13 protein-coding genes are annotated in these 13,989 nt (G+C 43.7%); 9 read left to right on the forward strand and 4 right to left on the reverse strand.

All coding sequences use genetic code 11. The features are described 5' to 3' along the window. Genes NH462_RS21280 through NH462_RS21295 form a run of 4 tightly spaced genes read left to right on the forward strand, consistent with a single transcriptional unit; the run spans position 1 to position 5,210 of the window. Complete coding sequence (locus tag NH462_RS21280) at positions 1–2,688, forward strand: methyl-accepting chemotaxis protein (RefSeq protein ID WP_253107710.1); 2,688 nt, start codon at positions 1–3, stop codon at positions 2,686–2,688. A gap of 52 nt (positions 2,689–2,740) precedes the next feature. Continuing rightward, on the forward strand, positions 2,741–3,571 hold the full coding sequence (locus NH462_RS21285; protein ID WP_010378455.1) for a protein-glutamate O-methyltransferase CheR: 831 nt from the start codon (positions 2,741–2,743) through the stop codon (positions 3,569–3,571). After that, complete coding sequence (cheD, locus tag NH462_RS21290; protein ID WP_010378457.1) at positions 3,558–4,172, forward strand: chemoreceptor glutamine deamidase CheD; 615 nt, start codon at positions 3,558–3,560, stop codon at positions 4,170–4,172. Before NH462_RS21285 ends, cheD begins: the two co-directional genes overlap by 14 nt. A gap of 9 nt (positions 4,173–4,181) precedes the next feature. Next, complete coding sequence (locus tag NH462_RS21295) at positions 4,182–5,210, forward strand: chemotaxis response regulator protein-glutamate methylesterase (RefSeq protein ID WP_017219453.1); 1,029 nt, start codon at positions 4,182–4,184, stop codon at positions 5,208–5,210. A gap of 33 nt (positions 5,211–5,243) precedes the next feature. On the opposite strand, the gene NH462_RS21300 is transcribed toward NH462_RS21295, so the two are convergent. Further along, positions 5,244–6,287 carry a polysaccharide deacetylase family protein gene (locus tag NH462_RS21300; protein ID WP_010378460.1) on the reverse strand — a complete coding sequence of 348 codons (1,044 nt, stop codon included), beginning with the start codon at positions 6,285–6,287 and terminating at the stop codon, positions 5,244–5,246. On the opposite strand from NH462_RS21300, the gene dinF reads away from it, so the two are divergent. Further along, positions 6,252–7,583, forward strand: coding sequence for an MATE family efflux transporter DinF (gene dinF / locus NH462_RS21305; protein WP_290442498.1), 1,332 nt, complete (start codon positions 6,252–6,254; stop codon positions 7,581–7,583). The genes NH462_RS21300 and dinF overlap by 36 nt on opposite strands. A gap of 10 nt (positions 7,584–7,593) precedes the next feature. Here dinF and NH462_RS21310 read toward each other — a convergent pair whose 3' ends face one another. Together NH462_RS21310 and nfuA are read right to left on the reverse strand one after the other, a co-directional pair. Further along, positions 7,594–7,872 (reverse strand): hypothetical protein, encoded by a 279-nt coding sequence (locus tag NH462_RS21310; RefSeq protein ID WP_010378465.1) that lies wholly within the window; start codon positions 7,870–7,872, stop codon positions 7,594–7,596. Then, positions 7,872–8,447, reverse strand: a complete 576-nt coding sequence (gene nfuA, locus NH462_RS21315) for a Fe-S biogenesis protein NfuA (RefSeq protein ID WP_010378467.1) — start codon at positions 8,445–8,447, stop codon at positions 7,872–7,874. Before nfuA ends, NH462_RS21310 begins: the two co-directional genes overlap by 1 nt. 145 nt (positions 8,448–8,592) lie before the next feature. Between nfuA and NH462_RS21320 the strand changes: the two genes are divergently transcribed. Then, positions 8,593–11,118 carry a M14 metallopeptidase family protein gene (locus NH462_RS21320; RefSeq protein ID WP_253107699.1) on the forward strand — a complete coding sequence of 842 codons (2,526 nt, stop codon included), beginning with the start codon at positions 8,593–8,595 and terminating at the stop codon, positions 11,116–11,118. A 64-nt stretch (positions 11,119–11,182) separates the two neighbouring features. Here the strand turns inward: NH462_RS21320 and NH462_RS21325 are convergent, their stop codons facing one another. Beyond that, complete coding sequence (locus tag NH462_RS21325; protein ID WP_253107700.1) at positions 11,183–11,854, reverse strand: phosphoribosyltransferase family protein; 672 nt, start codon at positions 11,852–11,854, stop codon at positions 11,183–11,185. A 57-nt stretch (positions 11,855–11,911) separates the two neighbouring features. On the opposite strand from NH462_RS21325, the gene bioH reads away from it, so the two are divergent. From bioH to NH462_RS21340, 3 genes are all read left to right on the forward strand, one after another. Then, positions 11,912–12,643 carry a pimeloyl-ACP methyl ester esterase BioH gene (bioH, locus tag NH462_RS21330; protein ID WP_010378473.1) on the forward strand — a complete coding sequence of 244 codons (732 nt, stop codon included), beginning with the start codon at positions 11,912–11,914 and terminating at the stop codon, positions 12,641–12,643. Between the two features lie 104 nt (positions 12,644–12,747). Further along, positions 12,748–13,056: a hypothetical protein gene (locus tag NH462_RS21335; protein WP_010378475.1), complete on the forward strand. Its 309-nt coding sequence runs from the start codon at positions 12,748–12,750 to the stop codon at positions 13,054–13,056. After that, positions 13,056–13,940, forward strand: coding sequence for a putative metalloprotease CJM1_0395 family protein (locus NH462_RS21340; RefSeq protein WP_010378477.1), 885 nt, complete (start codon positions 13,056–13,058; stop codon positions 13,938–13,940). The genes NH462_RS21335 and NH462_RS21340 overlap by 1 nt, the downstream gene beginning before the upstream one ends. The last annotated feature ends 49 nt before the right edge of the window (positions 13,941–13,989 follow it).

Consider the following 13,989-nt stretch of genomic DNA (forward strand, 5'->3'; position numbering starts at 1 on the left):
ATGAGCGATCAAGCATTAGCAAGTCAACTCAACAATAGGGTTCTGATAGCGGGTGCCATAATATTTGTGGGCTTGGCAATTAGTGTTCAAATGTTGAATATTAATATGTCTACACAAGCCTATGTGGCGATGGTTATAGCAGCTGTTAGTGTGGTGCTGGCAATTTTACTACTTAAGCAAAGCGCAAACATTCTGCTTTCTAAGTTGCAAGATGTTGAGGAAATTGTTCCCGCGATCGAGAGCAAAGATGCTAGCTTGCTCAATGCAAGTAATGCGTCACGTCAATCATCTTTATACAAAGCAGTTGCTAATTTATTAAGTGGTGACGCGGCAGATAGTCAAGACCATAGCCATAGTTTGTTGCTAGCTTTAAAGGTCTGTCAGGCCAATGTTATGCTTGCAGATGCCTCTCTCAACATTGTGTATTTGAACGACTCCGTAACCAGTATGCTGCGTAAAAATCAGGCTAAGTTACAGCAAGAGTTACCTGGTTTTAATGTTGATAGCTTGATTGGTGCCAACATTGATACGTTCCATAAAAACCCGAGCCATCAGAGAGGCATACTAGCTAATTTGACCCGTCCATATGTCACACAAATCAAAGTGGCAGGTTTGACCTTTGATCTTATTGCCACGCCTGTTTTCGATGATGAAGGACAAAGGATCGCGACTTTAGTTGAGTGGAAAGACCTTACAAGAGAATTAGCGTTAGAGAAAAAGCAGGCGGATTTGGCGAGCCACAATGCTCGTATATCGAGCGCGCTGGACGTTTGTCAGGCAAACGTAATGCTAGCGGACGAAGGGTTGAATATTATTTATGTTAATGATTCGGTTGTGCGAATGCTCAGAGACAATCAAACGCAGCTTAGAAAATCATTACCGAACTTTGATGTGGATACACTTGTAGGGCAATGTATTGATGTATTTCATGCAAACCCCAGCCATCAAAGAAACCTCCTTGAGAAGCTGAGCGATGTATACAGCACAGATATCAAAGTTGCTGGCTTTACCTTTGGCTTAATTGCGACCCCGGTGTTTGATGAAGAGAAAAAGCGGATTGGTACCGTCGTTGAGTGGGACGACAAAACAGAGCGTTTAGTTCGTGAAGAGGAAGAAAAAACTGCCGCAGCTGAAAACTTGCGCGTCCGAAGAGCATTAGATAACGTTTCAACGAATACGATGATAGCAAATGAGCAGTTTGAGATCGTTTACTTGAATCGTGCAGTGAAAGATATGATGAGAAATGCTGAAAGCGATTTAAGGCGTGACCTGCCTAATTTTGATAGTAACCACCTTATGGGAGCGAATATTGATGTATTCCACCGTAATCCAAGTCACCAACGCAGTATGCTCTCTCGACTTGAAACCGAGTATAAAACGGAAATCGTTGTCGGCGGAAGAACCTTTGGCCTAGTCGCTAATCCGATATTTGATGGTAATAACGAACGCGTAGGCACCGTTGTCGAATGGGAAGATAGAACCAAAGAAGTCACAATTGAGAAAGAGGTGAATGGCCTAGTTCAGTCGGCTAATGGCGGTAATCTTAGTGTTCGTTTATCAGAAGATGGGAAAGATGGCTTCTACTTACGACTAACCAAAGGGTTAAATAGTTTAGTGTCTACAGTTGATGAAACGGTTACAGATATGGGGGACATGTTAGACGCCTTAGCAACTGGTAATTTAACCAGACGTATTGAAGGTGAATACCGTGGAGCATACGAAAAACTTAAAAAAGATGCCAATACTACCGCTGAGAAGTTAACTGAGGTACTTGGCCGGATCCGTACTTCTGCAAACTTGGTTGCTAGTGGTGCTGATGAAATCTCCCAAGGTAACGCGGATTTGAGTCAGCGAACTGAAGAGCAAGCCTCCTCACTAGAAGAAACAGCTTCTAGCATGGAAGAAATGACGAGCACAGTTAGACAAAATGCAGATAACGCGAAAGTAGCTAATGAGTTGGCCGAAGAGACTTGTGATAAGGCGACCAAAGGCGGTGAAGTAGTCACACGCGCAGTTGAAAGCATGTCTGAAATTAATGATTCAAGTAAGAAAATTGCCGACATTATAGGCGTTATTGATGAAATCGCTTTCCAGACAAACCTATTGGCATTAAACGCAGCCGTTGAAGCTGCCAGAGCCGGAGAACAAGGTAGAGGCTTTGCAGTGGTCGCGGGTGAGGTCCGTAATCTAGCTCAGCGTTCTGCAGCAGCGGCGAAAGAGATTAAAGATCTGATCAGAGACAGTGTAAGTAAGGTTGAAGATGGTACGTTACTGGTTAATGAATCTGGTGAAACGCTAAAAGAAATAGTTGAGTCTGTTAAGCGGGTGACAAACATGATTTCTGACATTGCTGAAGCGTCGATTGAGCAGAGTTCAGGTATTGAGCAGGTTAATAAAGCAGTGTCACAAATGGATGAAATGACGCAGCAAAATGCTGCCTTAGTTGAAGAAGCGTCAGCCGCAGGGGAGTCGATGGCTGAGCAAGCAAATGATATGAGAAGATTATTAAACTTCTTCACTCTTGATGAATCTTCACACCGTAGCTTAGAAATGTCTGAGTCACCGAAGAACTATAAAGCGCCAGAAAAGCAATTACCAAAACGGACAATGAACTCTAATAAGCCCCCTCAGCAAAACACGAAAAGTAATCAGTTTGCAGATGACTCGGAAGAGTGGGAAGAGTTTTAGGGTTAGGCAATAGATCAATTCCGTAGTGGGGGTTGGCTGAAGGAATACGACGATGCGAGAGTTTCTGTTGACCGATAAGGATTTTTCCGAAATTTCGGCTCGAGTCTATGACACATGCGGCATAGTACTCGGGCCGCATAAAAGGGAAATGGTTTACTCAAGGTTGGCAAGGCGCATAAGAGCCAATGGGCTAAAATCATTTGAGGCGTACTTGTCGTTTTTGGAAGAAAATCAAGATGTTGAATTTAGTCATTTTATCAATGCAATTACGACCAATTTAACCTCATTTTTTCGGGAAAATCATCACTTCGAATTTCTAACAAAGAAAATAGTTCCCGAAATTATTGCCAGACACAAACACGACAGAAGAGTCCGGATCTGGTCTGCCGGGTGCTCCACAGGTGAAGAACCCTATAGTATTGCGATGACCATTGCGAATGCTTTTCCTAATGGTTGGGATGTCAAAGTACTGGCAACAGATTTAGATTCCAATGTCTTAGGCAAAGCGAGTCTTGGAGAATATACGGCAAATAACGTCACGGGTTTAGACGAAGATAAGCTCAAAAAATGGTTTCTTAGAAGTGCTGATGGAGCAATGTATAAAGTGAAGCCTAAATTGCAATCCTTCATCCATTTTAAACGACTTAATCTTCTAGAACCATGGCCAATGAAAGGGCCCTTTGATGTTATTTTCTGTCGTAATGTTTTGATTTATTTTGATAAAGAAACAAAAGATAAATTGTTTGAGCAATATCATGACATGTTAGTTCCCAATGGTTACTTACTTATAGGGCACTCCGAAACGATGGGAAAAGAGCACCTAGAATTTAAAAATTTAGGTAAAACCATTTATCAAAAAGGCCAGTTGAATGAGAGAGTTTAGACCCGTTCTCAGAGGCTTCGAGCATGTAAAACGCTTTTGGGATTCAGGGCGTGCCAAAGTCGTTGCAAAAGTACTTCCGGGGGAGTTTTATGTATCTAAGCAGGATGAACTGATTTCGACTGTACTAGGTTCCTGCATTGCCGCTTGCGTATATGATGAGAAATTGGGGATAGGTGGTATGAATCACTTTATGTTACCCGGAGCAAAGGCACTAAGAGAAGTGCATGCGGATGACCTAAATTGCCGTTACGGTAACTGGGCGATGGAGTATCTGATAAATGAAGTACTCAAAAATGGGGCGTCTAGAAGCAATTTAAAAATTAAACTTTTTGGCGGCGGAAAAATTATTAGCGCTATGACTGATATCGGAGAAGGTAATATCAGGTTTGCTCAAGCCTATGTGGAAGAGGAAAGTTTAAATTTGATTTCACAGGATGTAGGCGGCCCCTGGCCAAGAAAAGTTATCTTTCATCCTCAAAGTGGCAAAGCGCAAGTGAAAAAGTTACGAACCATGCACAATAACACAATTGAACAACGTGAAGTGCGTTACTTACATGACATTGAGGCTCAAGACAATAAAACGGATATTGAGCTATTTTAGGTGTGAAATATGATCAAAGTTCTGATTGTTGACGACTCGCCGTTAATTCGTGGGTTGTTAAAAGAAATTTTAGGTCAGGCGGATGGTATTAAAGTCGTTGGCACCGCGGAAGACCCTTATGAAGCTAGAGAGCTCATTAAGTCTACTTCGCCTGACGTATTAACTTTGGATATAGAAATGCCAAAAATGAATGGCATTAATTTTCTTAAAAATTTAATGCGCTTAAGGCCTATGCCTGTTGTGATGATCTCTACGTTGACCCAAGAGGGCTCACCCGCCACGATAGAAGCACTAGAATTAGGTGCCGTTGATTTTATTTCTAAGCCCACCAGCAATGTTGCTGATACCTTAATGTCTTATTCCGATTTGCTGGTTAAGAAAATTAGAGTAGCGGCCGGTGCAAGAGTGAGGGCTTTTAAAGCACCAAAACAGGAAAGCGAATTAGAAATTGGCCGTAATTATACATTTTCTCGTAATACTATTTTAGCCATAGGCGCCTCAACTGGAGGAACTGAAGCTATCAGAGAGGTGCTTATGCGATTACCAACACACGCCCCTCCTGTTGTTATCACCCAACATATCCCACCAGTTTTCAGTACCTCATTCGCGCAAAGAATGGATCGCACCTGTGCGGTATCAGTCAAAGAAGCGGAAGATGGTGATGTTTTATTACCTGGTCATGTTTTCATAGCACCGGGAGACAAACATCTTAAGGTGGCACACACTGCAACCGGATATGTTTGCCGATTAGATGATACTGAGCCTGTTAATCGTCATAAACCCTCAGTTGAGGTGTTATTTAACTCCCTTGTGCCAATGGGGAAGCATGTTTGTGCTGCTATGCTTACGGGAATGGGTAGTGATGGAGCAAAAGCAATGCTAGCTTTGAAAACCGCTGGTGCCAATACATTTGCACAAGATGAACTTAGCTGTGTGGTATGGGGAATGCCTAGAGCGGCGTACGAGCTTGGCGCAGTGCAAAGCCTAGTACCTTTGAGTAAAGTGACTGAAACCATGCTGAGCGCGGTTAAAAAGTAGGGGTAAGAGCTAATTTGCTCCTACCCAAAGCTGTCATTTTTCAATAACCCAAGGTTGTGAAAACCAATAATATCGTCCTGTGTCTTTGATTGAAGGTGCCGTACAGTTATATCGAGACCGTCCTATGGATAGTGCTTTCGGGGTTTGGATACGTACGCTGGTTTCTGATAGCCACGTCAGCTCAGCTTGTCCAACACCTGAAACGTAGCATGCAAATTGACTCTGATGAAAATCCTTATTGTTAAAATGCAACGTGATTGCTGGGGTTTTATTGTTCGTAACGCTATCAAGGTAATCTAATTTTTGTAGAGAGAACGCTTTGGTCTCGAGCTTAGTTTTTAATGTTTCTAAGTTGCTGTAGTTTCCTGATGCGGGAAAGCGAGCGATACGTGTAAAATCTGAAGAAACACCAACCGCACCAGAGTGTTGGCCAATACCAATAAGTCCAAGCTCTGCTACTAGCTTTTGCAATTCATGGTTAAACTCACCGTAAGGGTATGCGAGGTAGGGGTAATCGTGGCCAATTTCTTCTTTAATACGCTGTTGTGACCATGTGATATCGTGCTCAACACGTGCACGCCACTGCGCCGCTGTTTCATTTTTTAGTTTGAGGTGGAGGTAATCGTGCTTAGCACTATGATTTGCGATAATAGCCCCGCGTTTTGCTAATGACCTCAGTTCATCCCACGTCATGACATAGCTTTTCTTTTCGTCAATAAGTTGAGGGTTGACGAAAATAGTATAGGGAAAGCCAAAAGATTCCAGGATCGGGGCCGCCGCAGTGATATTATTTTCATAGCCATCATCAAAGGTGATAGCTAACGTCTTTTCTGGTAGAGACTTACCCGACTTTAGGCTATCTAACAATTGTGGTAAAGGTATCACCGAAAAACCATGTTCTTTAATGTGGTTAAGATGAGATTTAAAGGTTTCTTCACTCACGCTGGTGACCGCTGGGAGTTTCTCACTCACGTGATGATACTGTAAGATAACCGCACCCCAACTATTTGCTGAGAATAGGGCCAAACCAAAAATAATATGTTGTATCAATTTCTTAAATGCCATAAAGCGCAACATCTGAGCCTCTTACTACTTGCAGGTCCGATGATACTATCAAATATTACGGTGCCACTGTTAGGATTAGTCGATACAGCAGTCATTGGTCATATGGGGGATGCGCATTTTTTGGCTGGGATAGCGCTAGGCTCTAGCGCTATCTCGGTACTATTTTGGCTTGCAAGTTTTCTGCGAATGAGTACTACAGGAGTGATCGCTCAATCAAGCGGCCAGCAAGACCATGACAAGCTAGCACGTTCACTATTTACCAGCATGCTCATTGCGCTGCTCTTTGCCGTGAGTTTGATTCTATTATCTCCTCTGCTGGTCCAAGTTATTGCTCAACTTTCAAATGCTTCTAGTGAAGTATTTGAGCAAGCAAAATTATATTTTCAAATCCGTGTATTTAGCGCGCCTGCAGCAATGTTAAATCTTGTGTTGCTGGGCTTTATGCTTGGAATGCATTACGGGCGAGGGCCATTCTATCTGGTGTTGTTCACGAACATAGTGAATATAGCTTTGGATATTTTATTTGTTGTCGGATTTGAGTGGGGAGTAGCAGGCGCAGCTTGGGCTTCACTGATTGCAGACTATTCGGCATTAGGCTTATCTTTGTTTTTGAGCGCATTGGTCGCAAAGCGCTACGGTATTTCGTTGAAATTCACTCTACCAAAGCGCGCGCAGTGGCTCAGTTTACTCACCTTGAATCGTGATATTTTTATTCGTTCCTTGATCTTACAACTCTGCTTTAGTTTTATGACTTTCTATGGCGCAAGACTTGGTGAGATCACGCTAGCGGCCAATGCTGTCTTACTGAATTTTTTGATGTTAGTTAGCTTTGCGATGGACGGTATCGCTTATGCTACCGAGGCAAAGGTCGGCAGAGCAAAAGGACAAGGCTCGTTGGGGCAATTGCAATTATGGGTAAAAGTAAGCCTGTTTTGGGGGGCTGCATTTGCGCTTTTATACAGCGCTATTTTTTATCTAGCTGGTGGCTGGATCATTAACTTATTAACCAATATCCCCGAAGTGATAACGTTGGCAGGTACTTATTTACCTTGGTTGGTGCTATTACCTTTGATTGCCATGAGTTGCTTTTTGTTTGACGGCATCTTTGTTGGGCTTACTCGTGCTAAAGAAATGCGAAATAGCATGTTAGTTTCTGCGGTATTCGGTTTCTTCTTGCCTTTTTTGATTGCCTTGCCACTCGGTAATCATGCGCTCTGGCTTGCGATGAGTTGTTTTATGGGGTTGCGTGGATTGACCTTGGCATATAAATATCACCTGCTCGCTCGAGAAGCTACTTTACTCGAATAATGGGGCTGTGTTAAGCAAATGGGTCGTTATCTTTTAGGGCTTGGCGGCGTTTTTCTCTGGCTTCTATCACTTGAGAAAAGCGATTAGCAAAAATACCAATATAACCGTAAAAGGCACAGCATAAACCAGGAAGTAAAAGCACTAAACCTGCGATTTGAAAGCGATGATCTTGATAATAACCCAGCGCGATAAAAGCACCCGCGAGTAACACAATAACAAGGCCAAAAAGGAAGAACTTGAGACTTCGCTTAGGGTGAGACCCTAAGCGATAAATGAGGGGTTTGCTCATTAATAGTAAGAGTGTTCGCCGCGCGCGTGCTCCGTGATGTCACGTACGCCGTTGATTTCTTCAAACTTAGCGATCATCTCTTTTTCGATGCCTTCTTTCAATGTGACATCAATCATTGAGCAGCCGTTACAACCACCGCCGAATTGAAGTACAGCAATACCATCTGCGGTAATTTCTACTAGGCTAACTTGACCACCGTGATTGGCCAGTTGTGGATTTACTTCTGTCACTAGCATGTGCTCTACGCGCTCAGCTAGGCTCGCATCATCACGTAATCGTTTAGCTTTGGCATTTGGTGCCTTAAGCGTCAACTGACTCCCCATTTTATCGGTAACGAAGTCGATATCGGCTTCTTCTAAAAATGGTGCGCTTTCTTCATCAACGATGGCTTCAAAACCATTAAACGGTAAGCGGATATCGCTTTGTTCAACGGCATCTGCTGGGCAATATGACACGCCACACTCAGCTTGAGAGGTGCCTGGATTAACCACGAAAACTCTAATATTAGTGCCTTCAGCCTGATCGGCTAATAGTTTCGCGAAATGGCTTTGGGCAGAATCTGAAATATGGATCATAATTCGCTCTATACTTGACTAAATTACTCGGTTAATACGTATCATACTCTCCTCGTCGTGTTGTCGCTAGTGTTCGGCGTAAAAATTTGGCAATCGGCGGTGCGCTTGTTAGCTTGAAAAGTAATCGGAATTAAAGGACATTATCATGCGGTTAATAAGCTGTATTATCGTGCTGTTGAGCTTTAGCTTGCAGGCCAAGCCCATTGCCTATTATTTTGGCGATGAAGTAAAATTTGATCCCACAATAACTACGCCAAAACAAGCGTTTGGATATGAAGTTGGGCAGTGGCATTTGCGCCACGATCAAATCGTTAATTATCTACATACCCTTGCAAGTGAAAGCCCAAGGCTGAGTGTCGAAACAATCGGATTTAGCCATGAGCGACGTCCTTTATTACTCCTAAAAGCGAGCTCGCCACAAAACCAACAAAACTTGGCGCGTATTCAGCAAGACCATATTGCTTCATTGAGCAGTAGTCAAAACCGTTCAGACCAGCCAGTTGTGATGTGGATGGGCTATAGCGTACACGGTAATGAGTCTTCAGGCAGCAATGCAGCGGTACTTATGGCATATTATTTAGCTGCGGCGCAGGGCGAGTCTGTTACACAGCTTCTTGATAATGCGGTGATATTGTTAGATCCAGCCTTGAACCCTGATGGCTTATCACGCTTTGCTACATGGGCAAACGCCAATAAGAGCATGTCTCTATCAACTGATCCTGCACATCGCGAGCATAATGAGTCTTGGCCTTCTAGTCGTACTAACCATTATTGGTTTGACCTCAATCGTGACTGGTTACTACTACAACATCCTGAGTCAAAAGCACGGATCAAAGCATTCCACCGTTGGAAACCTAACGTACTGACCGATTTTCATGAAATGGGCCCAAATAGTACGTATTTTTTTCAACCTGGGATCCCATCAAGGACTCACCCAATTACCCCATTACAAAACGTAGCGCTAACCAACGAGATTGGTAAGTTTCATGCCAAAGCCCTTGATGCGCAAGGGGAGTTATATTTTACTCAAGAGAGCTTTGATGACTTTTATTATGGCAAAGGTTCTACGTACCCCGACGTAAATGGTGCGGTTGGCATTTTGTTTGAACAAGCAAGTAGTCGAGGGCATGCACAAGAAACTCAGTATGGCGTGTTGAGCTTTCCTGAAACGATTAAAAATCAGGTTACGACGAGTCTCTCGACATTTCAAGCCAGCACGACACATAGACGCGCTTTACTTGACTATCAGCAGCAGTTTTATCAACAAGCGAACGAGCTTGCGAGTAAAGGTGAAATCAACGGTTACGTTGTTGCTCGCGGCAAAGATAACTACAGTTTTCAAGCGTTTGTGGATTTATTGAAACAGCATCAGATAGAGGTGAAATACCTCTCAAAAGCCAAAGAAGTTGATAACACCGAATATCAGCAAGGGGATTTATACATTCCACTAGCCCAGCCGCAATATCGCTTGATAAAAGCACTATTTAGCACACAGACGCATTTTAAGGACAACACGTTCTACGATGTTTCAGGTTGGACGATGCCGTACGCTTATGATTTAGATTTTGCCGCAGTAAAAAGTGGCTGGGGTTTAAAGCTTCAAGGTGAATCGAGCATTGAATCAAATATATTGGCTCCCGTTGCAGGAAGTTATGCCTACACCATAGAATGGCATCATTACCTGGCGCCACAATTAGCAAATCGCCTCTTACAGGCTGGAGTGAAAGTGGCAGCTGCAATGTCACCATTTTCAGCATCAACTACCTCAGGCTCTCATGACTTTCAGGCCGGTACATTGGTGATAGCAAGTGGTATTCAACAGCAAGCGGACTGGTTTACTCAGCTTGAAACAATCGCCAGAGAGCTTTCACTTCCAGTATATAGTGTGACTACAGGCATGACCCAAAGTGGCGTCGATTTTGGGTCAAGACAAATGCTGCAGCTGCAAAAGCCAGAAGCCCTCATCATAGGTGGTGCAGGTGTAAGTCAATATGAAGCGGGTGAGCTTTGGTATCATTTGGATAGACATTTAAAACTTGCTCCTTCAATTGTGGAAAAGCAGCATATCGAGAAACTCGATCTTACGCGCTACACCCACATTTTATTGGCTGATGGTAAATATGGAGATTTAAGTGACAAGAGCAAAGCTAAGCTCTTGAGCTGGGTCGCTAAAGGCGGTGTGATTTGGGGGCAAAAGCGTGGTGCGCAGTGGCTAATCGAACAGCAGCTACTAGACGCTGAAATGGTTTCAAGCAAAGAAATGCGAGCCCAGTTTGACAGCAAAAATCTCACCTTTGCAGATCAAGATAGCCTTTCGGCAAAACAGCGGATTGCCGGCGCGATTTTTGATGCGCGTTTGGATTTAAGCCATCCTTTGTCTTTTGGCTTTGAGAACCGGGAATTACCTGTCTTTAAAAATAGCACTTGGGTGATGCATCGTAATAATAAGCCATTTATCGAGTCGTTGACGTATACTAAAAAGCCTTTATTGGCAGGGTATGCTGATAATATTAACGTTGAACAGATCGCAGGTTCCTCTGTCTTGATAGCGTCAACGTCTGGACGTGGGGTGGCTGTAGGAATGACTGACAATCCTGTATTTCGTGGCTTTTGGTTCGGTTCTAGCCGACTGCTAAATAACGCGTTGTTCTTTGCACACGGCATAAGATAAGGTCCAGAACATTTAGCAAGTTGATTGATATCTGTTCTAGCTATATCAATCAAACAATACGCTTTTAAGCGTCGAATGGTGTGAGGCTGATAGCCATCGCCCACACCATTTTTGCCCCATTTTGTTTACACACTTTTGCCGCTGCATTCATGGTCGCACCCGTTGTGATCACATCCTCAAGTAATACTATATTTTTTCCTTCAACAGATTGGTTGAGCACAAAGGCATTGTTTAAGTTACGTTTTCGTTTAGCTTTGGTCAGCTCCGATTGTGGCTTGGTGTGTTTTGCTCTTTTGAGTATTGTCTGGCTGAGTGGTAGCCCTTGCCAAATTTGCTCAACTTGATTGTAACCTCGTCGGATTAACCGTCTTCGGTGTAGTGGCATACAACAAACAAGGTCTACGGGGAAAGCATCCTCTTCACTGAAGCGCTGCCATAGTGTTTGAGCCAGCAGGTTCAAGGCACATTGATACGCTTTGCTATGGTTAAACTTTACTCCTTGCAACCATGTGTTTATAGGCGTACGGTACCAACTCGCCACGGTTAACCCATCGCAGTCTTCAAGGCTAACCATGCGTTGGATATTGGGGTAATTAAGTAAATTTATCTCTTTATCCATAAAGTCTAAACAGGCTTGTAAGCAGTATGAACAAAGCAAGGTTTCTGTTGTGCTTTGTTCACAGCATACACAAGGCTGACACCACTTTTTAGGTAATAACCGATTAAGTTGGATCATTGCTTTCCATCCCGGGTTAGCTATCATGGCGTCAAGTTTGGTATAGAGAACAGATAAATGCAAAATGAAGTTGTGCTGCTCCATGGTTGGGGGATGAACAAAGCGGTGTGGCAGTTATGCGAGGAAGCTTTAGCACCTACAACACCAATTAAAGCGGTAAACCTTCCTGGGTTTGGTGGTACACCAAGCGCGGAGGGCGATTATTCTCTTGAGCGTAACGCTTTACTTATTGCTGAGCAGCTGATGCCACAAAGCGTATTGATAGGCTGGTCTTTGGGGGGCTTATTTGCATTGTATTTAGCTGCTCATTTTCCAGACAAAGTTAGCAAGGTTATTTTGGTCGCTTCAACGCCATTTTTTTGTGAGCAAGCTGATTGGCCCGGAATAGCCCCTAAGGTGCTAAACAACTTTGAGACTCAACTGCAAACCAATAGCGCAAAGACGATAGAAAGATTTTTAGCTATTCAAGCGATGGGCAGTGAATATGCCAGAGAAGACATCAAACAACTCAAAGCGCTACTAGGCACACTGCCGGAAGCGGAGGCGAAAGCACTAGCTGGTGGACTGGAGATATTGAAATCGCAGGACTTACGTGATGAATTTTCACGGCTGCAACTCCCCACAATAGGCATATTCGGCCGTTTAGATTCTCTTGTTCCACAAACGGCTGTAGAAAAAATGCAGGTACTCAATCCAAATTTTAAGGCTCATACGCTTGCAAAGGCCTCTCATGCGCCTTTTATCTCTCATAAAGAAGCTTTTTTATCACTCCTTAAATCAATTATTTAGAAATTTAGAATAATAAAGCGGCAAAAAATTGCCGCTTTTACTTTTCTTTGTTGATATTTTGCGCAATAATTAGTCAGTAAGAAAAGGTTTATCTAGGTGCGAATATGCCAATAGGTGATGTGTTAAATAATGGAATTGACGGTTATAACCGCGCTGCTCAGGGGATTGCCCAAGCAAGTGCTGATATTAACCGCGCTGCCATCGATCAACAAAGTGATTCTGAACGTGCATCTGGGCGGCAGTTGCAGGGTGCCAGTGCCGGTGAAGCTGTGACGGCTCCAGTGAGCGAAACCCCAAGCTTGACCGAATCAGTGGTAGCCTTAAAAGTTGAAGAGTTTAACGCGAAAGCCAATGTGCAAACTATTCGCACTGCAGATGAAGTGCTAGGTACGTTGATTGATATTAAAGTGTAATGAACATAGTAACGCCACCACCGGCGATGAATTTAAACACTGCCAACGTGTACACCGAAACGGTTGTACGCGATAATCAGCTGCGTGAAGCGATCCCAAAACCTGCACCAACTAATCCCTCATTTACTGAAAACCGCAACCTTTCCGATTCTGAAAAAGGCCGCTCTTCTAACGTAGACGATGCAAAAGTTTACGGTTCTGATGGTAAAACAGAGCAAAGCAAAACCATTCAAGGCAAAGAGGAAGGTGAAAAAGGCGAAGGCCAAGAAAAAGAAAAGAATGAACAAGAGCAGCAACAAACAGAGCAAGATGAGCAGGTCGTTCAAGAATTAAAATCTCGAGATAGAGAAGTAAGATTACATGAGCAGGCTCATGCCAGAGTAGGCGGGCAATATGCCGGATCACCGAGTTACGAATATCAGCGCGGTCCTGATGGCAATAACTACGCTATTGGTGGTGAGGTGATGATCGACGTTGCGCCGCTTGAAGGTGACCCACAGGGCACAATTGAAAAAATGCAAACGGTGAGAGCGGCAGCGTTAGCACCTGCAGAACCATCGGGCGCTGATAGGGCCATCGCAGCAGATGCTACTCAAAAACTCTCGGCGGCGCAGGCTGAGTTGGCAAAAGCTTCTATTAGTGGTGAAGAACAAATTGATAGCAAGCGGGTGCAAAATATTCAAACTCGTCGCTTGAGTGGTGAGCAGGCAAAAGCAGAGAGTGAAGAAGAGCAAGCCAAGCTGAAGCAGGATGCAGATCCTTACGCTGTCGCGATGCCAATTGAAGCTGATCCTGAAATCCAAGCAAGATCGCTCAGGATCTCAAACTTTTATCAACATGTAGCGATGCCTAATCAACCCGCATCGCTATCAGTGCAAATTTAACCGTAGGTATTGGCCTTCTCCTCCGCGGGTCATTGCAGTGAAAACGAGT

The organism is Pseudoalteromonas sp. OANN1 (assembly GCF_024124685.1).
Classification (GTDB): domain Bacteria; phylum Pseudomonadota; class Gammaproteobacteria; order Enterobacterales; family Alteromonadaceae; genus Pseudoalteromonas; species Pseudoalteromonas piscicida.